The sequence below is a fragment of the Ochrobactrum sp. 19YEA23 genome (assembly GCF_029909865.1).
Lineage (GTDB): Bacteria > Pseudomonadota > Alphaproteobacteria > Rhizobiales > Rhizobiaceae > Brucella > Brucella gambitense.
Genome location: NZ_JASAMQ010000004.1, coordinates 282,897 through 306,043 on the forward strand (window position 1 = coordinate 282,897; position 23,147 = coordinate 306,043).

A 23,147-nucleotide genomic window follows, 5' to 3' on the forward strand; every position below is an offset into this window, starting at 1 on the left:
ACATGGCCAATCTGTTACGCAAACCGCAGGGCGCGCATGGCAAAGTCCACGACATCACACCGGAAAGCGCCGAATGGGGCTATGTCGGTTTCGGTCTCTACCGGCTGAAACCCGGCGACACAGTCTCTGAGCGGACCAACACCACCGAGGTCATTCTGGTTCTGGTGGAAGGTAAGGCAAGAATTACCGCATCCGGCGAAGATTTTGGCGATATGGGCGAACGCATGAGCGTGTTCGACAAGCTGCCGCCGCATTGCGTCTATGTTCCAGCCGAAAGCGACTGGATCGCGATGGCCACGACCGATTGTGTTCTGGCCGTCTGCACCGCACCGGGCAAACCCGGACGCAAGGCGCAGAAACTTGGCCCCGAAGGCCTGACGCTGGAGCAGCGCGGCAAGGGCGCCAACACGCGCTACATCCACAATATCGCAATGGAAGGCCGCGATGTTGCCGACAGCCTGCTGGTGACGGAAGTTTTCACCCCACAGGGCAACTGGTCGTCTTACCCGCCGCACCGGCATGATGAGGACAACTATCCAGATATGACCTATCTGGAGGAGACCTATTATCACCGGCTCAATCCGGCGCAGGGTTACGGCATCCAGCGCGTCTTCACCGAAGATGGCAGCCTTGATGAGACAATGGCCGTTTCAGACGGTGATGTCGTGCTCGTCCCGAAGGGGCATCACCCCTGCGGCTCACCCTATGGCTATGAGATGTATTATCTCAATGTCATGGCCGGGCCATTGCGCAAATGGCGCTTCAAGAACCATCCCGACCACGACTGGATTTATCAGCGCGATAATCCAACCTCGTAAAAAAGGAAACCAAGAAAGAAATAATGCCAGTACAAATAAACTAAATTGTATTTATAGTTAGATGCGTCAATTTAAATTAATGAATTATGGATTCTTATGTCGAAGACGGTAAAAATATACAATACGAAAGCCGAATGTTATTTGGTATGCGAGAAATCTCTATTTTCCGACGGGACTTATCACGTAAGACTGGATAGCGAAGTAAACGATACCCCGAGTTTTTACGAAACTTGGACTCTGGTTGGAGTAGTCCCAGATGAAAGCACCTTCTTTCTGAGGATGGAACCCCTTGACGCAAATCTGATTGCTTTCTACACGAAACCAAACGATTGCCCTATTGCAAGGGCAGTCAAGGCCGTTAGCGCATCGCCTGTCGAACTAATATACAACGCATATACCAAGACGATCATCACGAATGCTGGAAGCGCTTCTCTGTATCTTTCCAGCAAAGCAGAGGATGTGGATGGGGAGGTGGATATGAATGTTTACTTTACTCCTGACGTAGCCGGTGAATGGGAAATAAAATAGGTCTGAAAGACAGCCCCGGAAATCCGGGGCTTTTTCTTATAATCCAGCGACTTTCTTCAGATCGCCCACTGCGCCGGGACCGGCAACGAAGACCTTGTTCCCCTTGGTGAGGTTTCCACCATCGGTCGGAAAAGGATGAGTATAACCACCAGCCTCGCGCACAAGGCAGATGCCCGCCATGCAGTCCCAAGCGCGCATAAAGGGCTCGTAGTAACCAACGAGACGCCCAGCTGCCACATAGGCAATCATCAGCGCGCCAGAACCGTTGCGAATGAACGTGCCGCCTGCTTCAAGCAGATTCTCGACGATCTTCGCAATCGTCTGCGGGGCGACGTGATGGTTTGCACCAATACCGGTAACCGCATTGCGAATGGTACGCGACGGATCGAGCGTCAGCGTCTTGCCGTTGAGGGTCGCGCCCTGCCCTTCGGCTGATACATAAAGCTCGTCGAAGCATGGCGCATAGATGACACCGACAACGGGTTCACCATCCTTGAGAACAGCAATGGAAACGCACCAGCTCGGCATGCCATTGACGAAGGGGCTGGTCCCATCAATGGGATCGACCACCCAGGTATAACCGGACGATCCCGCATTCAGCCCGAACTCTTCACCGAGAAATCCGTCTTCGGCAAATTCTTCCGAAACCCGGGCGCGAATGAGCTGCTCGACATCACGATCTGCGATAGACACCACATCCTGCAAGTCGCCCTTGGTTTCGATCACCAGCGTTTCGCGACGATTAAAATAATCCAGCGCCTTCGTACCCGCTTCCTGCGCGAGGGTCTGTGCAAGAGCAAGCCGCGTGTCGAGATCCTGTCTAGATTGCAAAGTCATGGCTGTTTCCCAGTGAGAATCGAACGAATGAACGTTCGATGCGCCTATCCTTCTCCGATGACAAATCTATGAACTCAAAGAAAAAGGCGGCCCGAAAGCCGCCTTTTCCAAACATTCAAATGACAAGCAATCAGCCGATTGCCATCAGGCTGGCATTGCCGCCCGCAGCCGTCGTGTTGATCGAGGTGGAAACCTCTTCCAAAAGCCAGTTGAGGCAGTAGGCATCGTCCTTTGCGGCCAGTTCTTCAGTCGATGCAGCCTGCGTCAGAACCAACGGTCCCGGCAGTCCTGCGATCTTCTGGTTGACCTCCAGAATACGCGCGCTGTCGCCTTCCACAAGTGTACCGGCGAAAGGCGCATCCGCCTGCCAGTCCTTGCTCCAGCTGATACGGGCAACGACACTGGCCGGAAGGTCCTTCAGGCTTGCCTGCAAGCCGGAAGCCGCATCGATTGCAGCCGTGTTACCGGTAGCAAGCACTGCCGTCAGCTGGCGATAGAGACCGATTTCGGTCTGCGGAACCAGCAGGATGCGACCGCGCGGATGCAGCGCATAGAGGTTACGTTCGCCGACCGGACCCGGCAGCTCGATATCGAGACCAAGCGCCGAAACACTGCCCGTCTCACGCGCTGCCTGCGCCAGATCGTTCATGCCACGCTGGCCGAGCCACTTTGCGAAATCCTTGAGAGCGGCATCGGTGTGAACCGAGCTGTGACGCGGCGGGATCGGCGCGGTATCGACCAACCGTCCGAGATAGAGCGGACCGCCAGCCTTCGGGCCGGTGCCAGACAGGCCACGACCGCCAAAAGGCTGCACGCCGACAATCGCACCGATGACGTTGCGGTTGATATAGATGTTACCGACGCGGATGCGGTCAGCGACATTGGCGATGGTTTCGTCAAGACGCGTATGCAAACCGAAGGTCAGGCCGTAACCCGTCGCATTGATATCGTCGATCAGGCGCTCCATGTCGTCGCGCTTGTAGCGCACCACATGCAGAACCGGGCCAAACACTTCACGCTTCAAGTCGCGTAGTGTTTCAATTTCGATGATGGTCGGTGCAACATAGGTGCCCTTGGCCGTCTCCGGTCCAAGCGGCAGCTGTTCAACCTTGCGGCCAAGCTCACGCATACCCTGAATGTGCTTTTCGATGATACCCTTGGCTTCGTCGGTGATGACCGGGCCGATATCGACCTTCAACTTGTCGGTGCGCCCGATGGACAATTCGCGCAGCGCGCCCTTCAGCATAGCCAGAATGCGGTCGGCCACATCTTCCTGCAGGCAGAGCACACGCAGTGCCGAACAGCGCTGGCCGGCGCTGTCGAAAGCGGAAGCGATAACGTCGAAGACAACCTGTTCTGCAAGCGCCGAAGAATCGACGATCATCGCGTTCTGGCCGCCGGTTTCAGCAATCAGCGGAATCGGCTTGCCATTTGGCAGCAGACGGGACGCAAGCTGGGCCTGAATAAGACGCGCAACTTCCGTCGAACCGGTGAACATCACACCACAGGTTTCAGGCGCTGCAACCAGTGCTGCACCGATATGGCCATCGCCGGGCAGAAGCTGAAGTGCATCCGCCGGAATACCGGCTTCATGCAGGATACGCACGCCCTGCGCAGCAATCAGCGGCGTCTCTTCGGCAGGCTTCGCCAGAACGGGATTGCCAGCGACAAGTGCTGCAGCAATCTGGCCGGTGAAGATAGCGAGCGGGAAGTTCCACGGGCTGATGCAAACGATAGGACCGAGCGCCTTATGGGCAACGCCAAATGTGCGACGGGTCTGTTCGGCGTAATAGCGCAGGAAGTCGATGGCTTCGCGCACTTCGGCAATGGCGTTCGGCATGGACTTGCCCGCTTCCCGCATCACCAGACCGAGCAGTTCCGGCATGTCGCGCTGCATGATGTCGGCAGCGCGATCAAGGCAAGCGGCACGCTCAGCAGGTGCAACCGCCGACCAGCTTGCAGTCGCGGTCTTTGCGACAGCCATAGCCTTGGCAACATCGGCGGCATCAATTTCCGTAACCGTGCCGACAACATCTTCGCGATCACCCGGGTTGAGTACCGGACGGCTTGCGCCTTTGACCTTGATGCCTGCAACCTGCGGCTCGGATGTCCAGTTACAATCTGCCGTTGCTTCAAGCTTCTTGCTCAGCGCATCGAGCGTCACTTCGTTGGACAGGTCGAAACCTGCGGAATTCTGGCGAGCGCCGTAAAGGCCTTCCGGTAGTGCAATCTGGTCATGACGCGCACCGACGACAGCCATCGAGCGCACGACCTCGACCGGATCGGCAACGAGTTCATCGACCGATACGTTCTCATCGCCAATGCGATTGACGAAGGACGAGTTCGCACCGTTTTCGAGCAGACGGCGGACCAGATAGGCCAGCAGCGTTTCATGCGTGCCAACCGGCGCATAAATACGGGCCGGACGGCCAAGCTTGGACGGGCCGACGACTTCGTCATAGAGCGGTTCGCCCATGCCGTGCAGGCACTGGAATTCGAACTGGCCGGTTTTGAAATCCTGTCCGGCAATGTGATAGATCGTCGCCAGCGTCTGCGCATTGTGGGTCGCAAACTGCGGGAAGACAGCATCAGTTGCTGCCAGCAGCTTGCGGGCGCAGGCGATGTAGGAAACGTCCGTGTGCACCTTGCGGGTATAGACCGGGAAGTCTTCCAGACCGTCCACCTGTGCGCGCTTGATTTCGGCGTCCCAATAGGCGCCCTTCACCAGACGCACCATAACGCGGCGTTTGTTACTCCGAGCCAGATCGATGATGAAATCGAGCACGAACGGGCAGCGCTTGCCATAGGCCTGCACCACGAAGCCGATGCCTTCCCAATCGGCCAGATCCGGATCTTCGATCAGGCTCTGCAACAGATCGAGCGACAGTTCCAGACGGTCGGCTTCTTCGGCGTCGATATTGAGACCGATATTGTAGGACTTGGCGATTGCAGCAAGCGCCTTCACCTTGGGCAGCAGTTCACCCATGACGCGTTCGCTTTGCGAGCGGACATAGCGCGGATGCAGCGCCGAAAGCTTGATGGAAATGCCGGGACCGTCATAGATGCCACGCCCGGCAGAAGCACGGCCAATGGCGTGAATGGCTGTTTCGTAATCCTTGTAGTAACGCTCGGCGTCGGCAGCGGTGGTCGCGGCCTCGCCCAGCATGTCGTAGGAATAACGGAAGCCGCGCTCTTCCAGCGGCTTGGCACGCTTCAGCGCTTCGTCGATGGTTTCGCCGGTGACGAACTGCTCGCCCATCATGCGCATGGCCATATCGACGCCACGACGGATGACAGGCTCGCCGCAGCGGGCGATAAGGCGCGTCAGCGCAGCCGAAAGGCCGCGATCATTGACGGTATTGGTGAGCTTGCCGGTAACGACGAGGCCCCAGGTGGCCGCATTGACGAACAGCGAACGACCGCCGCCAATATGGGACTTCCAGTCGCCATTGGAAATCTTGTCGCGGATGAGCGCATCGCGGGTTGCCATGTCCGGAATACGCAGCAGCGCTTCGGCAAGGCACATCAGCGCCACGCCTTCCTGGCTCGACAGCGAATATTCATGCACCAGACCTTCAACGCCGGTGCCCTTGTGCTTGGCGCGCAGCGCCTCGATCAGCTTGCGAGCGGTAGCACGAACGGATTTGCGGGTTTCTTCCGGGAGCGTCGCCTGCTCAACCAGAGCCGTCACACATTCCGCTTCCGAACGGCGATAGGCGCTCGTAATGATCTGACGCAGAGCGCTCTGCTCGCGGATTGGCGGCGCAAAATTCTGGAAAACCGGATTTGTTGAAGCGGGAATTTTATCGGTCATGATGCAAGGCTCGCAAAAGAGAACAGGCCCGGGCGTAGCGCCCAGTTTACCTCTGTTTTATTTGGGTGCACACTATCATCGGCGCAAATTGCATTCTGCCTTGAATTGAACCATATAAAGGAAAAACGATCTTATTATTGCGATCTATAAAGGCAAAATGAATGCGAAAAATAGAGTCTGTAGACGATCTGGATCAGTTCGACCGGCGCATTCTGGAAGTCCTGAGCGAAGACGGCAGAATTCCGGTGACCGAGCTGTCAAAAAAGGTCGGTCTTTCCAAGACGCCATGCCAGGCGCGACTGAAAAGACTGGTTGATGAAGGCTATATTCTGGGCTTTCGCGCAGCGATCGATCCGGAAAAACTGGGTATCGATCACATCGCCTTCACGACCGTCAAACTGTCGGATACGCGCGAGGCGGCGCTCAACGCTTTCAACATTGCCGTTCGCAAGATTCGAGAGGTTGAAGAGTGCCACATGATCGCAAGTTCATTCGACTATCTTCTGAAAGTGCGAACGCCCAATATCCGTCGCTACCGTGAAGTGCTGGGCGAAAAGATTTCCAGCCTGCCCAATGTGGCAAGCACATCGACCTTCGTGGTGATGGAATCCGTCAAGGATAATCGCCCCGTCAGAGTCTATCCGGGCGCAATCTGACCAAAAGAAAATGGCGAGCAATGCCCGCCATTTCCATTTTCCAGTGTGGAACTGATTAGTTCAGGCCGAGCGTGCCGCGCAGCGTGGACAGGTCTTCTGCCAGTGTCGTCACCGGACCGGCAAGCGCCTTGCGGTCGTCTTCCGACAGCTTGTCATAGGTCTCGTAACCGTCGCCCTTCTTGTACTTGGCAAGAATATCGTCAACGGTCTTGAAGTTGGCTTCCACCTTCTTGATCAGATCAGGATTTTCCTTTTCGATCAGCGGCTTGAACAGCTCGACAATCTTCTGTGCGCCATCGACATTGGCCTTGAAATCCCAAAGGTCGGTGTGGCTGTAACGGTCTTCTTCACCGGAAATCTTGCCAGCGGCCACTTCTTCCATGAGCGCGGCTGCACCACCCACGACCTTTTCAGGCGGAACGGTCAAGTCTTTCACGCGCTTCTGGAGTTCCAGAACATCGGCATAGAGCTTGTCGGCAAAAGGAGCCAGGCCATCGGTCGTGTTCTGTGCGAACAGACCATATTCGAGGCGATGGAACCCGGTGAAGTCGTCCGACTTCTCGCCATTTTCATGATCGTCGGCGCGGCTGTCGATGGATGCATCGAGATCAGCGAAAAGCTCGGCAATCGGCTCGATCTTTTCATAAGAGACGCGTGAAGACGGATAGAGTTCCTTGGCCTTCGCCAGATCGCCAGCCTTGATCGCATCCGTGAAAGCCTTGGTATCCTTCACGAGAATGTCGAGGTGCTCCTGCACATAGACCTTATAATCGGCAATCGGCTGGACGAGATCCAGCGGCGAAACCTCGGCCTTGGCAGCACCGAAGCTGAGCGAGAGCGCGACGGCGCAAGCCGATGCTAATAATGGCAGACGATACTTCATGTTTAGCCTCTCCATGATGATCGACAGAGCGTTCCGGCCTCAACCGTTCAAAACGCTCTGTCATCTTGTTGCGCATTTCACCAAACAGCTTGGGCCAGTTGGAAAATGCCTCCACCTCACCCGCGGGCGTTTTGCGGCCCGCTCGCCGCAAGCAATCCACGTGCGTAATAGTCCTGATCGTCCTTCACGCCCGGCAGCGCGAAGAAATATCCGCCGCCGATGGGCTTGATATATTCTTCCAGCGGCTCGCCATTGAGGCGGTTCTGGACGGTGATGAAACCCTTTTCGAGATTGGCCTGATAGGCGATGAACAGCAGTCCCATATCGAGCTGACCCGACTTGGTGACGCCGTTCGAATAGTTGAAAGGACGCCGCAGGATCAGGTTCTCATGCGCCATTGCATCGCGCGGATTGGCCAGACGGATGTGCGAATCCATCGGCGTGACCTTGCCTTCGTGATCCTTGGCGTAATCCGGCACATCGGCTTCGGTCTTGCCGTCGAACGGCGCGCCGCTATCCTTGCGACGACCGAAAATCGTCTCCTGCTCCTGGAGGGGTGTGCGATCCCAGCGCTCCACCATATTGCGGATGATGCGCACCGCGACATAGCTGCCATCGGCGGCCCAATCGGGCTCGTCGCTTTCCTTCTGCACCCAGACAACCTGCTGCATCAGCTTCTTGTCGGAGGCATCCGGATTGGCCGAACCATCGCGGAAACCGAGGAAATTGCGTGCGCTTTCCTTGGCTTTCGGTGAATGCGGCGGCTGGACAGGCACAGTGCCTTCCTGCTTCCAGCGCACCATCAGCAAATCCGGCATGTTCTTCATGATATCGCGGAGCGCATGAATATTGGTGTCCGGTGTATTGGAGCAGAACTGGATCATCAGATCGCCGTGGCAGATATCCTTCTGCAAGGCGTCATTGGGAAAGCCCGTCATGCGCTGCAACTGCTGCGGTTTCATCGGCTTCAAGCCAAAACGGTCATCGAATAATGAGTGGCCGAGCGCGATCGTCACGGTCAGATTGTCCGGCGTCACGGTCGGGCCAAGAATGCCTGAATCCGATGGGGGAAACTTCGCATCAAGCTGCTGCGGCTCGCCGCCCTTCATCAGAAAGGCTGCGCGCTCGGTCAGGAGTTTGAACATGCGTTCGAGTTCACCGCGATCCCGCGCCAGAACGTCGAAGGCCGCGACCAGACCAGCCGCCGGGCGTGCATTGACAATGCCCGGCTGATGAACGCCATGGAAAGGCTGGCTTTCGTGAATTTTGTCGCTTTCCGGCGCGTTGGTCACGCTGTCGGAAGACAGCGCATGAGCCGGTTGCGGGCTCAACACGCCCGCCACGGTGCCGGCAATGCCGGTTGCCCCGGCGCCAAGCAGCAATGCGCGGCGTGAAGGTGAAACAGGATTATCAGTTTTCAAAAATTTCTTGGTCATTAATCCACTCCCAATTGATCGCGGAGTTTAGAGAATTGGGCGGCGAGCGAAGCGGCGCCGTCCTTTATCTTCGTCTTTTCATCAGACGAGAGATTGTCATAGGCCTTGAAACCATTGCCTTCGGCATTGGCGCTCAAAAGAGCCTTCACCGCAGCCAGTTCCTTGTCGATGCCTTCAAATGCCTTCGCATCGACCTTGTCCACGATGGGACGCAACACATCAGCCGTCTTGGCCGCACCTTCAATGAGACCGGCAAAAGCCTGCAGGTCGGTATGGGCATAGCGGTCTTCACCCGTATCGCCTGCCGTGGAGGCGAAGCGATCAAGCGCCGATGCGGTGCCTGCCAGCATGCGATCCGGCGAAATACGCAGAGCGCGAATACGCTCCTTCAATGCACCGGCATCCTGTGCCAGCTTGTCCGCAACCGGGGCCAGACCTTCCGCCGATTTCTGCTCGAACAGGCCATACTCGATGCGATGCAGGCCGCCGAAGGCGGAATCCTGCTCACGCTTTTCGAAATAATCCGCGCGGGCATTGATGGCCGTATCCAGATCGGAGAAGGCTTCCGAAACAGGCGCAATGCGGGCATAGGCAGCGCGGGCCGGACCATAGGCGGCCTGCGCAGTTTCGAGATTTCCGCTGGCCACCGCAGCCGACAGATCGCCGGTCGCCTTCTGGAATTCCGCCACTTCGGTTGCGAGATAAATCTGATATTCCGCCAGCGCGCCGATGAAGGCGGTCAGCGGCAGCTTCTTGCCCTTTTCGGCATCGCTTGCGGCAGACGGCGTAACCGTCAGCTTGCCACGCGGATTGGACAACAGACCACAGGTGATCTGATATTCGCCGGGCGCGAGTTTCGCGGTGATTGTCTGCTTGAAACCGGGCGCGATATTCTCGCGCTCTTCCAGCACCATGACGCCGTCGAGAATTTCCCACTCGACCGTGCGATCAGACTTGTTGACGATCTCGAACACCGAGCGGCCAGCCGGAACGGTCAGTTCGTTCGGCTCGCAGCTTTTCGCATTGATCGCCACCTGAATCTTGCCTTCAGCATCCGCATGGCGCGCCTTGTCCGAAACGCGCGAGGCGTAATAGAATGCCGCGCCCGCGGCCACGAGAAGCAGCACAGCCAGCACCAGTCCAATGCGAACCAGATTGCGGGAAAACGGTTCGGTGGCTTTAGGGTTCGTCATGAAAATCTCTTTGACTAGGCGCTATGCTTAGCCTGCGCACCCTGAACGGGCGCAGACGATGGCATCAGGAAAAGGATGAGGGCCGGAACAAGGAAGGCGACATAGGCCACGACTTCGCTCACGGTCGGCGTAGCGATGTAGCCGAAGATACCGGCCAGAACCGAACCGAGCGTGCTGTCGAGCGGTAGAATGTCGCTTGCATCGAAAACCACCGTCTGGAAATGGTTCCAGAGACCGGCTTCATGCAGCGCCATGACCGAATTGACCAGAATGCCAGCGGCGATGATCAGGATGAAAACGCCCGTCCAGCGGAAGAAACGGCGCAGATTGAGCCTCAACCCGCCCTTATAGATGCAATAGCCAACGGCAGCGGCGAGCAGCACACCCAGCAGTGCACCAAGCGGCGCTGCGGGCCCTTCGCTTTGCTGGAACGCGGCCAGCAGGAAAAAGACCGACTCTAGCCCCTCGCGCGCGACGGCGAAAAACACCATCAGGATAAGGCCGACACCTTTATGCGTCGGCGTTTCGAAAGCCGCATCGATGGAGTGGTGCAACTCGGCCTTGATCGAGCGTGCAGCCTTGCGCATCCAGAACACCATGGAGGTCAGCACGAAAACGGCGATCAAACCAATGATGGCTTCAAACAGCTCCTGCGCCTTTTGCGGAAACTCCGCGCTCAGAATTTGCAGGATCGCCCCAACGGTGAGCGACATAGCAAGCGCCAGAAGAATGCCGATCCAGACAACCGGCATCCAGGCGCTGCGTCCCGTCTGATGCAGATAGCTCGCGATGATGCCGACGATCAGCGCTGCCTCCACGCCTTCGCGGAACATGATGAGAAACGGTACGAGCATTTCGATCTATCCAAACAGACAGAGAAACAGGTCCGCCCCCTTCGATCAGGTCTCGGGCAAGTTCTCGATCAGCCTCAGCCTTCTTCAACGAAGTGCGCTGCACATCCGTCCGGCGCACAAAGCACGCTCTTAACTTTTCAATCCAAGCGTCGTGCTTACAAAAAATCGCTTTCGATTTAAGTGCCGACGATTGGTCACCTTTTATAAGTAGCTCGCGCCCACTGCAAGACAAATGAACATGACTACGATAGGAATGTTTTAGAATTATTCTAATGATTTCATGTGTTTATGGGAGCAATTAAGGCAAGCCTGACAAAACGTGGAAATTTGATCCATCCCGACTCATGGGCTATCCTACGGAAATGATTTTGTAATTTAGCGATCGCAGCCTGATCCGAAATGAAACACAACCCATGTTTGCATCGTTAGCCACGACCATAAACGGGTGAAAAAGTTCATAATCTTCCGAAATCGTCAAAAAAAAGCGACTGAGGGGTTGAACATTCAGGCTGACTGATCCATATCGGGGTTACTTACCGCTGTGCCTCCTCCCATTGCGCGCGGTAAGTGTTCCCCTCTGGAGGTTTGCCCAAGTGGCACCTTCATAACTAAGCCGGACTTCTTAGTCCGGCTCTTTTTTTGCCCAAATTTCAGTTGCGCTCAATAAAAAGAAGCTCCACCGAAGTAGAGCTTCCGCATGAAAATCAACTTATGTTGGGAATCTACCAGATTCGGTCAGCACGTATGATTTCCATAAGAATCTATGCAGCAACGCTTAGGAGGCGTACCCTCCCACCAACATTGTACTGGAGCATCAGACCCGTTGGGCGAAACCTCAGCTTGCGATTCAATTGAGCCAAATCCAGTATAAGTAAACGCGGCCAACGCAATCGAGATAATAAACTTCACAATTTCTCCAGCTTATCGATATGTTACGTGATTCAACACGATGAATATATGCGCCAACTGGCACCGCTCCCGAAATCCCAAGTTACAATAAAGATAATGCCATTAAAAAAGCGCCGCGTTCCGCGGCGCTTTCGTATTTTCAATCACCAGACTGGCAATCAACCATAGGCTGCAACTGGCGGGCAGGAGCAGATGAGGTTTCTGTCGCCGCCGACATTGTCCACACGGCTGACGGGAGGCCAGTATTTCGCCGTCGCGTCGAATTCGCCGCCAAGGGCAATGGCCGGGAAAACCGCTTCCTCACGGGTGTAAGGATGCGTCCATTCGCTGGCCAGCGTATCGCCTGCCGTGTGCGGTGCATTGGCGAGCGGATTGTCGTCGGCAGGCCAGACACCATCGGCAATCTTCTTCGCTTCACCCGCAATGGCAATCATCGCATCGCAAAGACGGTCGATTTCCGACTTCGGCTCGGATTCCGTCGGCTCGATCATCAGCGTGCCGGCAACCGGCCAGGACATGGTCGGCGCATGGAAACCATAGTCGATGAGGCGCTTGGCCACGTCCTCCACGGTTACGCCTGCGCTATCCTTCAAAACACGCGTATCCACGATGCACTCATGCGCCACCCGATCATGCGCGCCCGTATAAAGGATCGGATAAGCGTCCTTCAGACGATGCGCGATGTAATTGGCGTTGAGGATCGCAGCTTCAGTCGCCTTCTTCAGACCCGCACCACCCATCATGCGGATATACATCCAAGTGATGACCAGAATGGACGCGCTGCCAAACGGCGCAGCCGAAACGGCGTGCTTGGAACCAAGGTCGACATGACCCGGCAGATAAGGCACCAGATGCTTTGCAACACCGATTGGACCAACACCCGGACCGCCGCCGCCATGAGGAATGCAGAAGGTCTTGTGCAGGTTCATGTGGCAGACATCGGCGCCGATATCGCACGGACGTGCAAGGCCAACGAGGGCATTGAGGTTTGCGCCGTCGAAATAGACCTGACCGCCATTGTCATGGACGATGTCACAGAAAGCCTTGATGCCCTCTTCGAACACGCCATAGGTCGACGGATAGGTGATCATGAAGGCGGCCAGATTATCGCGATGCTTCTCGGCCTTGGCCTTGAGATCGTCAATATCGATATCGCCATCCGGGCGGCAATTGACCACGACAACGCTCATGCCTGCCATCGAGGCGCTGGCCGGATTGGTGCCATGCGCAGATGATGGGATCAGGCAGATGTTGCGATGACCTTCGCCACGCGACTGGTGATAATGGCGGATCGCCAGAAGACCGGCATATTCGCCCTGACTGCCGGCATTTGGCTGCAGCGAAACACCCGCAAAACCGGTGATTTCGCAAAGCCATGCTTCGACGTCAGCCGTCATTTTCGCGTAGCCTTCGGTCTGTACCGAAGGTGCGAAGGGATGCAGATTGGCAACCGTGTTCCAGCTCACCGGCATCATTTCTGCCGCCGCATTGAGCTTCATGGTGCAGGAACCGAGCGGGATCATCGCGCGGTCAAGCGCCAGATCCTTGTCGGCCAGACGACGCAGGAAGCGCATCATCTCGGTTTCCGAACGGTGCGAATGGAATACATCCTGCGTCAGGAAGCCCTCACCCCGAACTTTATCATGCCCGTTGCCCGGAACGAGAACCGCATCGCCTTCGACTGCTTTCGCGCCGAACAGAACGGCCAGCGCGGCCAGATCATCTTCGGTCGAGGTTTCATCGAAAGTCACGCCAACCGTGTCGGCGTCGATGACGCGCAGCAGACGACCGCCCTTGTCGGCTTCGTCGGCTATCTTCGCAGCCTTGCCAGCCACCTTGACCGAAACCGTATCGAACAGGCTGTCACCGGCGATTTCGACGCCAGCGGCCTTAAGGCCAGCAGCAAAGCTTGCAGCAAGACCGGCAATGCGCGTTGCAATCGCCTGCAAACCAGCCGGACCATGCCAGATGGCATAGGATACCGCCATATTTGCGAGCAGCGCCTGCGCGGTGCAGATATTCGAGGTCGCCTTGTCGCGACGGATATGCTGTTCGCGGGTCTGCAGCGCCAGACGATAGGCCGCGCGGCCATGCGCATCGACCGACTGGCCGACAATGCGGCCCGGAATGATGCGGGTGAGTGGCTCGGACACGGCGAGATAAGCGGCATGTGGGCCGCCAAAGCCCATCGGTACGCCGTAACGCTGCATGGAACCGACAGCCATGTCCGCACCCCACTTGGCAGGGGCTTCCATGATGGTCAGCGCCAGCGGATCGGCAACGGCGATAACCAGCGCGCCCTTGGCCTTTGCATCGGCGATAACGCCGGTAAAGTCGCCATAAACGCCCCTGGTATCCGGCCATGGAACGATGACCGCAGCAGTGTTGTCGTCAACAGTGCTGCCAGCTTCAACCAGCCAGCCGAGCGGCTCGGCGCGCGTATTGACGACATCGACGGTCTGCGGATGCAGATCGCCTGCCAGAAGCACACGGCTGCGCTTGTCGCGGTGATGACGGCAGGCAACGCCCACGGCTTCGGCAACAGCAGTCGCTTCATCCAGCAGCGAAGCGCAAGCAACCGGCAGACCGGTCAGTTCGGCAACCAGCGTCTGGAAATGGAACAGCAGCTCCAGACGACCCTGGCTGATTTCCGACTGGTAGGGCGTATAAGCCGTGTACCAGGCCGGATTTTCAAACAGGTTGCGCTGGATCACCGGCGGCGTGTGCACACCATGATAGCCCGCACCGATGAAGCTCTTCTTCACCACGTTGCGGCCCATGATTTCGTTCAGTTCGGCCAGTGCCGCGTGTTCGCTCAAAGGCGCTGGCAGATCGAGCGCGCGGTTGAGGCGAATGGACGCCGGAACAGCCTGCGTGATGAGGGTTTCCATGGAAGGAAGGCCGAGCGCGGCCAGCATGGCGCGCTCGTCTTCAATTCTCGGCCCGATATGACGGGCAACAAAGGGAAGAACCTGCTGGATCATCGCTTTATCCTACCAGTGCGTCGTAACCGGCCTTGTCGAGGAGACCGGAAAGCTGGCCTTCATCTGAAAGCTTCAGCTTGAACAGCCAGCCATCGCCTTCAGCAGCCTGATTGATCAGAGCCGGATCGGACGATACGGCTTCATTGACTTCCACCACTTCGCCGTCAACCGGCGCATAAACGTCGGAAGCGGCCTTGACCGATTCCACAACCACGATGCCCTCGCCCTTGGAGGCGGTGCGACCGACTTCCGGCAGCTCGACGAAAACGAGGTCGCCCAGCTGTTCCTGTGCGTGGATCGTAATGCCGACAGTGGCGACGCCGTTTTCGACGCTGATCCACTCGTGATCTTCGGTGAACAGGATTTTGGCCATGGAAATTATCCTTTGCGATAGCGATGCGGTGTGAAGGGAAGCGCCGAAACGTCAACGGGAACCTTGTTGCCGCGAACGTCAGCGAAAACACGTGTGCCGGGGGTAGCGAGGCTGGCCTCGACATAGCCCATGGCAACCGGGAAACCGGCGGAAGGACCGAAACCGCCCGATGTGACTGTGCCGATCTGGCGGCCGCTTTCATCGAACAGGTCTGCGCCGCCGCGTACCGGCTGGCGGCCTTCCGGCTTGAGGCCGACGCGCTTGGCGCTCGCACCCTTGGCAATAGTATCAAGCACGGGCTTGGCGCCGTTGAAGGCAGCCTTTTCGCGCACAGGCTTGGTGATCGCCCAGGTGAGACCAGCGGAGACCGGATCGGTTTCCGGCGTAATGTCCTGACCATGCAGGCAAAGCCCGGCTTCAAGGCGCAGGCTGTCGCGGGCGGCAAGGCCGATCCACGCAACGCGTTCGTCGGCAAGAAGCTTGGTCGCCAGCGCGCGCGCCTCATCGGCAGGGAGGCCGATTTCAAAACCGTCTTCGCCGGTATAGCCCGAGCGGGTCATGAACCAGCCCTGCTTGGGCTCAAACCCGCTCATGAAGGCGAGATCAGCAGCACCGGCCAGACCGGCATCGACGATAACGCTTTCGGCTTCCGGGCCCTGAATGGCGAGGAACACGCGGTCGAGCGGATTGACCGTGACCTGCTTGCCGGAAGCGGCTTCGTTCAGATGCTCGATATCGGCATCGGCATTGCCCGCATTGGCGACGACCATGAAGCGGTCTTCACCGAGGCGCGTGACGATGAGATCGTCGAGAATGCCGCCCTTATCATTGAGGAAGAAAGTATATTTCGACTGGCCGGTCTTCAGCACCGTCGGATCGAGCGGGCAGGTTTCCGCCAGAAGTGCCGCAGCGTCGCTGCCGGAAACTTCGACCAGCTTCATGTGGGAAATGTCGAAAAGGCCCGCATGGTCACGCGTATGAAGATGCTCCTTCATAACGCCAAGCGGATAGGTGATCGGCATGTTCCAGCCTGCAAAGCCGCCGAAGCGCGCGCCAGCCTGTTCATGCAAGTCCTGCAAAGGCAGGGTATTCAAATGTGCGGTATCGCCCATAACAACTCCAGAGTCGCACGTATGCCTTCCGCAAAATGCGGTAGCTTCGTGCCCCTCTGTCTCAGGCCTGAGAGACTCGCATAGCAAAGCGCTACACTTACACCTTCGGCGCGGAGTTTCCCCCGACTTTCCAGAGTTGTCTTACCCGTCTGCGGTTCCTTGTACCTGAGAGATTTCGGGCGATTTCCCCTTCGGCGGCCAATTGGCGCTCTCCCGCAGACAGACAGTGAAAAAGCATTTGTAAAACGCATGCTTCGGCACCCGACACAAATCCCTTAGCTCAATCCGCTTTGGGAGTCATGTAGAATTGTGGTCTTCAACCGACAAATTCCAGAACTTTTGCGACAAAACTTGAGCCGCTTCGCCAGCCACCCGGGGATTGGCCGTCATGCATGTATAAATCGGAGATTTTCACTAGCTATGCTAAAAATGATAGCGACGGAGGCCGTTCAGACTCTCAAAAATGGTGATTTAGCCATGGAGAACGCCAATTGTGATAACATAATGACCGATCTGCGTAAAAAACATGCAATCTCCAAGCTTAATTGCACATCAGCTATGCAAATCTGGCTCTCCTTTTTCAGATCGCTCAAGCCTATATGCTGTTTGCAACACAGAGAGATAGATTTTACTAGGTGAGAGAAATGAACCTGATCCGCTCGTACAACAACTGGCGCCGTTACCGTACAACCGTAAACGAACTGAGCCGCCTGAGCCCACGTGAACTGAACGACCTCGGCATCCTGCCTTCGGAAATTCCGTTCGTCGCACGCAAGGCTGCTGCTCGCTAATCAGCGGGAAAAGCGCCACCAGAAGGCACTAGCCTTCTTTCAGGATCGCGACCTCTTAACCGCGCGGTCCTTACAGTTTCAAGAGCATTCAATTGCTCAAACAAGTTATCGCCGGGGTTTCCTCCTCCCATTTTTCCCTGGCGATCAAAAGACCGGACGTCCTCCTCCCCCCATTGTCCGGTCTTCCCCATAAGCACCCGTCGCTCCTCCCGCGACGGGTGTTTTTGTTTGTGGCGAACTGTTCAGCTTTCCTGTGAGGCAAGCTCTGCCGAGCCGCCCCTTGAGCCCGTCTTGTCCAGCAGCATCGAAATTCCGAACACAACTAGACCGGCAAGGGCCAACAACGCGCCGACCGTACCGGTCGATGTCCAGCCGTAGCCCCATGCAATCGCCAGACCACCGAGCCATGCGCCAAGCGCGTTGGCGAGATTAAGCGCTGAATGGTTGAGCGCCGCAGCGAGCGTCTGCGCGTCAGCAGCCACGTCCATCAGGCGGGTTTGCAGTGCAGGCACCAGCGCAAAGCCGCCGCCGACAAGAAGCACATTGAGGAAGGCGGTGAGCGGATGCTGCATCAGCAGCGGGAATGCCAGCATCACCGCCATGTCATAAAGCAGAACGATACCGACGGTTCCCATCACTGAACGGTCAGTCAGCCGGGAGCCGACAATATTGCCCAGCACCATGCCGAGACCAAACATGACGAAGACCAGCGGCATCCATTTCACATCGATATGAGAAACTTCCGTCACGGTGGCGGCGACATAAGAAAAGACGGAGAACAGCCCGCCCGTGCCGATAGCACCAATGGCAAGCGTGAGCAGCACCTGCCTGCGGCGCAGCGCGCCCAGTTCACGCAGCGGCGACGCGCCTTCAGCTGCGGGCAGCTTGGGCACATAAAGCGTCACCATCACCATGGTCAGAATGGCAATCAGCCCGACAGAACCGAACATGGCGCGCCAACCGGCCACCTGCCCCAGCCATGTCGCCAGCGGCGTGCCGCAGAGCGTGGCAATCGTCAGCCCCATCATCACACGTCCGACTGCTTGGGCGCGTTTGCCAGGTTCAGCCAACGATGCAGCAACCAGCGATGCGACGCCGAAATAAGCGCCATGCGGAAAGCCTGCGATGAAACGCATCATATAAAGACTGGAATAGTCCTGCATGAAAGCGCTGGCGAGATTGCCGAAGGCAAAGAGGCCCATGAGCAGGAAAAGGAGCTTGCGACGGTCCAGCCTCGCACCGATCACCGCCAACACAGGCGCGCCGATCAGCACACCCAGCGCATAGGAACTGATGAGGTGCCCGCCCTGCGGGATCGATACATTGAGATCGCGGGCAATATCCGGCAAAAGCGCCATGATGGCGAATTCGCCGGTGCCGATGCCGAAACCGCCAATGGCAAGCGCGAGTTCCGCCATGCGTTCGGACGAGCGCGGCGAAGGTTCCCGCATCGCAGCGGAAGACTGAAATTCTGACATGAACAGGCCTGAAGGGAGTGTAGGTTGTCTCGCACACCTACCACCCATTTCAGGCAAAGGCGATACGCCTTCTTGTCACGCGTAAAGTTCGAACGCGCATCCCGAAAAGTGCGAAGCGGTTTTCGGATAAGATGCGTGCAATAGATCAACCAGCGGCGACGACTTCGATTTCGACCTTGAATTCCTCACGGGTAAAACCGGAAACGATCATCAATGTCGAGGCTGGCGCTGGCTGCGGAAACAGCCGGTCGCGCACGTCCATATAAGGACGCATATGCGCACGGTCTGTCACATAGGCGTTGATGCGCACGACATTCGAAAGTTCCATGCCACCGTCACGCAGGATGCGACTGATATTCTCGAAGCAAAGCTCTGCCTGCGCGCCAGCATCTTCCGGCACACTTCCGTCCGGCGCGATACCGAGCTGGCCCGAACAGAACACCAGTTCGGCACCGGCTTTCACCTTCACGCCATGGCTATAGGCAGCGAAAGGCGCGGCCATGTCGGCGGGCAGCAAATGTTGCAAAGTGCTCATCGAATAATCCTTATGATTTGGGGGCGCTAGCCAGAAGTTCCTTCAAACGCGGCGCACCCGCTGCAATATCGGCTTCCGTAGGGTTGATACCGGCAGCCAGCATACGCCGCGCAATCATGTGATCCGCCGGGCGATTGATGGAATCGACGGCGACCAGCCGGTCACCGGCAAAATGGAAGACCGAAAAGGCATTATCATCGGGATTGCCCGACAGAATATGACGGTCGGCTTCGAACGACAGTCCTGCCGTCTGAAGCTTCATGTCGCCCTGATCGGACCAGAACCACGCCACTTCGCGGAACGGCGTGGCGCGACCGACAATGCTGCGGGCCACATGCTTGGCCTGATCGGTCGCGTTCTGCACCGATTCCAGCCGAACGCGACGACCGGCATGGAAATGATCGTAGCTCACGCAATCGCCGATGGCGTAAACATGGTCCACTGAGGTGCGCATATGGTCGTTCACGACAATGCCATTGTCGATGATAAGACCCGCGGCAGCGGCAAGCTCCACATTTGGCAGCGCGCCGGTGCCGATCACCACAATATCCGCAGAGAACACGGTTCCATCACTCGCCTTCACGCCCGTTACACGACCGTTTGCGCCCTCAATTGCCATCACGCCAAGCCCGACATGCAGCGTGATACCGGCGGCGCGGCTACGCGTTTCGACATGTGCCGAGATTTGCGTCGCGACGGAACGCCCGAGAACACGCGGAGCGGCTTCGATCAACACGGTGTTTTTGCCGAGCGCCAGCGCGCTATGCGCCATTTCAAGCCCGATAAATCCACCGCCGATGATCACAACATTGCTGATCGTCGGCATCAGATCAGCAATACGGCGCGCATCTTCCATGCGGCGCAGCGTGACGACACCGTCGAGGTCGATGCCCGGCATATCGGGAATGCGCGCTCGGGCGCCGGTCGCAAAGACCAGATCGGACCAGTTCAGCACACGACCGTCATCGAGGGTCACCGTGCGCTCGTTCAGCGATACGCCCTCGACCCGATGTCCGAACAGCATCTCGATATTATTGTCGCGATAGGCGCTTTCCGGACGCAGCACCAGGCCGCCATGTTCCGGCGCTTTGAGATAGGATTTGGAAAGCGGCGGCTTATGATAGGGAATATCCGCCTCATCGTTGATGAGGACAATGTCTCCGGCATAGCCTTCCTGACGAAGGCTGATTGCGGCCTGCGAGCCCGCATGGCCCGCGCCTATAATAATGCATCTCTCGTCCATAGGACCTCCGGAATTTTCCGCGCATCATAGTCATGTGCTGGTCTGTCGCGTGGCGCATCTACCACGGATTCACATCTTAATTACACGCCGCCCGCGATTTTTAAACATTTAGTTTGACCAATCGGTCAGATTGTTTAGTAAGGTTCCTGCTTCAATACGCCAAAAGTGCATCCCGAAAAGTGTGAAGCGGTTTTCGGACAAGATGTACTTCAATACAAATTTGGAGCGCCGCCTTGAAACGATATTGGTCCGATTACACGAGCGAGGCGTTTTCGCGTCTAGAGCGCGACAAGCTCGTGGCGGTGTTGCCCGTTGGCGCAATCGAGCAGCACGGACCACATCTGCCGATGTGTGTGGATGCAGCCGTCGCCGACGGCATGGTGGCGGAACTGATCAAGCGTTTGCCCGATACAAGCAATGTTCTGTTCCTGCCGACACAGGCCATTGCCAAGAGCAATGAACACAAGCGCTACCCCGGCACGCTGACCTTTTCAGTCGAGACCGTCATCCGCATGTGGTGCGAGATCGGCGCATGTGTGGCGGCCAGCGGCGTGCGCAAGATGGTGCTGTTCAACAGCCATGGCGGCAATATTCCGGTAATGGACATTGTCGCCCGCGAATTGCGTGTCCAGCACAATATGATGGTGTTCTGCCTCAACTGGTTCGGCCTTGGCATGCCCGATGGCGTTTACAGTGAGCACGATCTCAAGCACGGCATTCATGCTGGCGACATGGAAACATCCGTCATGCTGGAAATGCACCCCGATCTGGTCGTGATGGAAAAGGCGCAGGATTTCCGTACGCTGACCGAAGTTTTCGCCGACGACTACAAGCATATCAGCCTTGGCGGCGGCGCAAAGCCCGCATGGCAGATGCAGGACATCAATACCTATGGCGCAGCCGGCAATGCATCGATTGCAACCGCCGAAAAAGGCCGCAAGACCATCGATTTCGCCGCCGACCAGCTGATTGAAGCGCTGGGCGAGATTGAGCGCGCGCCGCTCTCCTGGCTCAATAACCAACCTGCCTGGTAAGGACGATGAGCGTGGCCTCCAACTCGCAAAACCAGTCACCCCTGATCGACATCAATGGCGTCTACAAGCAGTACGGCACCGGCGTCATGGCCGTGAACGACATGTCGCTCAAGATCGAGCAAGGCCAGTTCGTCAGCTTTCTCGGGCCTTCGGGCTGCGGCAAGAGCACGGCTCTGCGCATGATCGCCGGACTAGAATCGGTTTCGGCTGGCGAAATTCGCGTCAATGGCCATGCTCCGGGCAAGGGTTCTTCCGGCGCGCAGGACATCGGCTTCGTTTTTCAGGAGCCGACGCTGATGCCTTGGGCCAGCGTCTACGACAATGTCTATCTGCCGCTGCGCCTTTCCGGTGTTTCGCGCAAGGAAGCCAAGCCCCGCATTGAAGAAGTGCTGACGCAGGTTGGCCTGTCACGCTTTGCCAATGCCTTTCCGCGTGAGCTTTCGGGCGGCATGAAAATGCGCGTTTCCATTGCGCGCGCTCTGGTGACGCGCCCGCGCCTGCTTTTGATGGATGAGCCATTTGCAGCGCTCGACGAGATGACGCGCTTCAAACTCAATAATGATGTGCTGCGGCTTTGGCAGGAGCACGGACTGACCGTGATTTTCGTGACCCACAGCGTTTACGAGTCGGTCTATCTCTCCAACCGCGTGATCGTGATGGCGGCGCGTCCGGGTCGTGTCGTGGCCGATATTCCCATCATCGGCACTTATCCGCGGGCTGAAAACTACCGCACCACGGATTCTTACGCGAAATATTGCGCCAAGGTTTCCGATACGCTGACCGCGACGCTTTCCTCTGAAGATATCGATCACTGAGGACATGCAAATGAACCAGATGCAAAACGAACTGCCAGTCCTCAATTCCGAACAGGATCGTCTCGCCCGGCGCGAGCGCACCCTGCGCATTCTCATGCCGACGCTGGCGATCATCATCGCGCTCGGCATCTGGGAAGGTCTGGTGCGCTTCTATGAAGTGCCACATTACCTGATCCCGGCTCCGTCGCTGATTGCCGAAACGCTTTTCAAGGATGGCCCATCGCTGATGGCTTCCATGTGGTTCACCGTCAAGCTGACGTTGATCTCGCTGGCCTGCGCCATTATTGGCGGCGTTTTGCTCGGCATGGTGTTTGCGCTGTCGCGACCGATTGAAATGGCATTCTTCCCATTCGCCGTCATCCTTCAGGTGACGCCGGTGATCGCCATCGCACCGCTTATCCTGATCTATGTACGCGATACATTCTCGGCGCTGCTCATCTGCGCATGGATTGTCGCCTTCTTCCCGATCCTGTCCAACACGGTGATCGGATTGCGCAGCGCCGACCATAATCTGCGCGATCTGTTCAAGCTCTATCGTGCCTCGCCGTGGCAGCGCCTGCGCTATCTGCTGGCTCCAAGCGCTCTGCCGTATTTCATGGCGGCCCTGAAAATCGCTGGCGGCCTGTCGCTGATCGGCGCTGTGGTGGCTGAATTCGTCGCGGGCACCGCAGGACAGAGCACCGGCCTTGCATCGCGTATTCTTGAATCAAGCTTCCGCAATGAAATCCCGCGCATGTTTGCAGCACTTTTCCTTGTTTCGCTGCTCGGCATCGTGATCTTCCTGATCACCAGCTGGCTGTCGCGCCTTGTCCTCGGACGCTGGCACGAAAGCGAAATCCGCAGAGATCGTTAAG

Annotated in this window: 19 protein-coding genes and 1 riboswitch; of the genes, 7 read left to right on the forward strand and 12 right to left on the reverse strand. The window is 57.2% G+C overall.

Annotated elements, in window-relative coordinates; translation table 11 throughout:
- Positions 1 to 2 precede the first annotated feature (2 nt).
- Entirely contained in the window at positions 3 to 818 is an 816-nt protein-coding gene (gene iolB / locus QBD01_RS12855; RefSeq protein ID WP_280993126.1) for a 5-deoxy-glucuronate isomerase, read from the forward strand.
- Positions 819 to 914: 96 nt separating this feature from the next.
- Positions 915 to 1,346 (forward strand): hypothetical protein, encoded by a 432-nt coding sequence (locus QBD01_RS12860; protein ID WP_280993127.1) that lies wholly within the window; start codon positions 915 to 917, stop codon positions 1,344 to 1,346.
- A gap of 36 nt (positions 1,347 to 1,382) precedes the next feature.
- Here QBD01_RS12860 and QBD01_RS12865 read toward each other — a convergent pair whose 3' ends face one another.
- A complete protein-coding gene (locus tag QBD01_RS12865) occupies positions 1,383 to 2,183 on the reverse strand; it encodes an inositol monophosphatase family protein (RefSeq protein ID WP_280993128.1) in 801 nt (266 codons plus the stop codon).
- Between the two features lie 130 nt (positions 2,184 to 2,313).
- The gene (gene putA / locus QBD01_RS12870; RefSeq protein WP_280993129.1) at positions 2,314 to 5,997 is read right to left on the reverse strand and encodes a trifunctional transcriptional regulator/proline dehydrogenase/L-glutamate gamma-semialdehyde dehydrogenase; all 3,684 of its coding nucleotides are present in this window, start codon (positions 5,995 to 5,997) and stop codon (positions 2,314 to 2,316) included.
- A 161-nt stretch (positions 5,998 to 6,158) separates the two neighbouring features.
- Here putA and QBD01_RS12875 point away from each other — a divergent pair, with 161 nt between their 5' ends.
- Positions 6,159 to 6,653, forward strand: a complete 495-nt coding sequence (locus tag QBD01_RS12875) for an Lrp/AsnC ligand binding domain-containing protein (RefSeq protein ID WP_280993130.1) — start codon at positions 6,159 to 6,161, stop codon at positions 6,651 to 6,653.
- 55 nt (positions 6,654 to 6,708) lie between these two features.
- Here QBD01_RS12875 and efeO (QBD01_RS12880) read toward each other — a convergent pair whose 3' ends face one another.
- The 7 genes from efeO (QBD01_RS12880) to gcvT form a co-directional block, all read right to left on the reverse strand.
- Positions 6,709 to 7,536: an iron uptake system protein EfeO gene (gene efeO, locus QBD01_RS12880; RefSeq protein ID WP_078336796.1), complete on the reverse strand. Its 828-nt coding sequence runs from the start codon at positions 7,534 to 7,536 to the stop codon at positions 6,709 to 6,711.
- 116 nt (positions 7,537 to 7,652) lie between these two features.
- Complete coding sequence (efeB, locus tag QBD01_RS12885) at positions 7,653 to 8,972, reverse strand: iron uptake transporter deferrochelatase/peroxidase subunit (protein ID WP_280993131.1); 1,320 nt, start codon at positions 8,970 to 8,972, stop codon at positions 7,653 to 7,655.
- Complete coding sequence (gene efeO / locus QBD01_RS12890) at positions 8,972 to 10,165, reverse strand: iron uptake system protein EfeO (RefSeq protein ID WP_280993132.1); 1,194 nt, start codon at positions 10,163 to 10,165, stop codon at positions 8,972 to 8,974. Before efeO (QBD01_RS12890) ends, efeB begins: the two co-directional genes overlap by 1 nt.
- Before the next feature lie 14 nt (positions 10,166 to 10,179).
- The gene (gene efeU / locus QBD01_RS12895) at positions 10,180 to 11,019 is read right to left on the reverse strand and encodes an iron uptake transporter permease EfeU (RefSeq protein WP_280993133.1); all 840 of its coding nucleotides are present in this window, start codon (positions 11,017 to 11,019) and stop codon (positions 10,180 to 10,182) included.
- 1,067 nt (positions 11,020 to 12,086) lie between these two features.
- The gene (gene gcvP, locus QBD01_RS12900) at positions 12,087 to 14,909 is read right to left on the reverse strand and encodes an aminomethyl-transferring glycine dehydrogenase (RefSeq protein WP_280993295.1); all 2,823 of its coding nucleotides are present in this window, start codon (positions 14,907 to 14,909) and stop codon (positions 12,087 to 12,089) included.
- Positions 14,910 to 14,916: 7 nt separating this feature from the next.
- On the reverse strand, positions 14,917 to 15,285 hold the full coding sequence (gene gcvH / locus QBD01_RS12905) for a glycine cleavage system protein GcvH (protein WP_078336790.1): 369 nt from the start codon (positions 15,283 to 15,285) through the stop codon (positions 14,917 to 14,919).
- A gap of 5 nt (positions 15,286 to 15,290) precedes the next feature.
- On the reverse strand, positions 15,291 to 16,397 hold the full coding sequence (gcvT, locus tag QBD01_RS12910; protein WP_078336789.1) for a glycine cleavage system aminomethyltransferase GcvT: 1,107 nt from the start codon (positions 16,395 to 16,397) through the stop codon (positions 15,291 to 15,293).
- 142 nt (positions 16,398 to 16,539) lie between these two features.
- Positions 16,540 to 16,623: riboswitch (glycine riboswitch) on the reverse strand.
- Between the two features lie 418 nt (positions 16,624 to 17,041).
- On the opposite strand from gcvT, the gene QBD01_RS12915 reads away from it, so the two are divergent.
- Positions 17,042 to 17,188: a DUF1127 domain-containing protein gene (locus QBD01_RS12915; protein ID WP_078336788.1), complete on the forward strand. Its 147-nt coding sequence runs from the start codon at positions 17,042 to 17,044 to the stop codon at positions 17,186 to 17,188.
- 242 nt (positions 17,189 to 17,430) lie between these two features.
- Here QBD01_RS12915 and QBD01_RS12920 read toward each other — a convergent pair whose 3' ends face one another.
- From QBD01_RS12920 to QBD01_RS12930, 3 genes are all read right to left on the reverse strand, one after another.
- Complete coding sequence (locus QBD01_RS12920) at positions 17,431 to 18,666, reverse strand: MFS transporter (protein ID WP_280993134.1); 1,236 nt, start codon at positions 18,664 to 18,666, stop codon at positions 17,431 to 17,433.
- 145 nt (positions 18,667 to 18,811) lie between these two features.
- Entirely contained in the window at positions 18,812 to 19,201 is a 390-nt protein-coding gene (locus tag QBD01_RS12925) for a RidA family protein (RefSeq protein ID WP_280993135.1), read from the reverse strand.
- 10 nt (positions 19,202 to 19,211) lie between these two features.
- Positions 19,212 to 20,444 carry an FAD/NAD(P)-binding oxidoreductase gene (locus QBD01_RS12930; protein WP_280993136.1) on the reverse strand — a complete coding sequence of 411 codons (1,233 nt, stop codon included), beginning with the start codon at positions 20,442 to 20,444 and terminating at the stop codon, positions 19,212 to 19,214.
- Positions 20,445 to 20,677: 233 nt separating this feature from the next.
- Between QBD01_RS12930 and QBD01_RS12935 the strand changes: the two genes are divergently transcribed.
- From QBD01_RS12935 to QBD01_RS12945, 3 genes are read left to right on the forward strand one after another with little or no spacing between them, the layout of a single operon-like run.
- Positions 20,678 to 21,478: a creatininase family protein gene (locus QBD01_RS12935; RefSeq protein ID WP_280993137.1), complete on the forward strand. Its 801-nt coding sequence runs from the start codon at positions 20,678 to 20,680 to the stop codon at positions 21,476 to 21,478.
- Between the two features lie 5 nt (positions 21,479 to 21,483).
- Positions 21,484 to 22,293 carry an ABC transporter ATP-binding protein gene (locus QBD01_RS12940; protein ID WP_280993138.1) on the forward strand — a complete coding sequence of 270 codons (810 nt, stop codon included), beginning with the start codon at positions 21,484 to 21,486 and terminating at the stop codon, positions 22,291 to 22,293.
- A 10-nt stretch (positions 22,294 to 22,303) separates the two neighbouring features.
- Positions 22,304 to 23,146, forward strand: a complete 843-nt coding sequence (locus QBD01_RS12945) for an ABC transporter permease (RefSeq protein WP_171058738.1) — start codon at positions 22,304 to 22,306, stop codon at positions 23,144 to 23,146.
- The last annotated feature ends 1 nt before the right edge of the window (position 23,147 follow it).

Bases quoted from the DNA above. Each gene is read 5' to 3' on its own strand.
- iolB (WP_280993126.1), top strand. From the start codon at position 3: ATGGCCAATCTGTTACGCAAACCGCAGGGCGCGCATGGCAAAGTCCAC.
- QBD01_RS12860 (WP_280993127.1), top strand. From the start codon at position 915: ATGTCGAAGACGGTAAAAATATACAATACGAAAGCCGAATGTTATTTG.
- QBD01_RS12865 (WP_280993128.1), bottom strand. From the start codon at position 2,183: ATGACTTTGCAATCTAGACAGGATCTCGACACGCGGCTTGCTCTTGCA.
- putA (WP_280993129.1), bottom strand. From the start codon at position 5,997: ATGACCGATAAAATTCCCGCTTCAACAAATCCGGTTTTCCAGAATTTT.
- QBD01_RS12875 (WP_280993130.1), top strand. From the start codon at position 6,159: ATGCGAAAAATAGAGTCTGTAGACGATCTGGATCAGTTCGACCGGCGC.
- efeO (WP_078336796.1), bottom strand. From the start codon at position 7,536: ATGAAGTATCGTCTGCCATTATTAGCATCGGCTTGCGCCGTCGCGCTC.
- efeB (WP_280993131.1), bottom strand. From the start codon at position 8,972: ATGACCAAGAAATTTTTGAAAACTGATAATCCTGTTTCACCTTCACGC.
- efeO (WP_280993132.1), bottom strand. From the start codon at position 10,165: ATGACGAACCCTAAAGCCACCGAACCGTTTTCCCGCAATCTGGTTCGC.
- efeU (WP_280993133.1), bottom strand. From the start codon at position 11,019: ATGCTCGTACCGTTTCTCATCATGTTCCGCGAAGGCGTGGAGGCAGCG.
- gcvH (WP_078336790.1), bottom strand. From the start codon at position 15,285: ATGGCCAAAATCCTGTTCACCGAAGATCACGAGTGGATCAGCGTCGAA.
- gcvT (WP_078336789.1), bottom strand. From the start codon at position 16,397: ATGGGCGATACCGCACATTTGAATACCCTGCCTTTGCAGGACTTGCAT.
- QBD01_RS12915 (WP_078336788.1), top strand. From the start codon at position 17,042: ATGAACCTGATCCGCTCGTACAACAACTGGCGCCGTTACCGTACAACC.
- QBD01_RS12920 (WP_280993134.1), bottom strand. From the start codon at position 18,666: ATGTCAGAATTTCAGTCTTCCGCTGCGATGCGGGAACCTTCGCCGCGC.
- QBD01_RS12925 (WP_280993135.1), bottom strand. From the start codon at position 19,201: ATGAGCACTTTGCAACATTTGCTGCCCGCCGACATGGCCGCGCCTTTC.
- QBD01_RS12930 (WP_280993136.1), bottom strand. From the start codon at position 20,444: ATGGACGAGAGATGCATTATTATAGGCGCGGGCCATGCGGGCTCGCAG.
- QBD01_RS12940 (WP_280993138.1), top strand. From the start codon at position 21,484: ATGAGCGTGGCCTCCAACTCGCAAAACCAGTCACCCCTGATCGACATC.
- QBD01_RS12945 (WP_171058738.1), top strand. From the start codon at position 22,304: ATGAACCAGATGCAAAACGAACTGCCAGTCCTCAATTCCGAACAGGAT.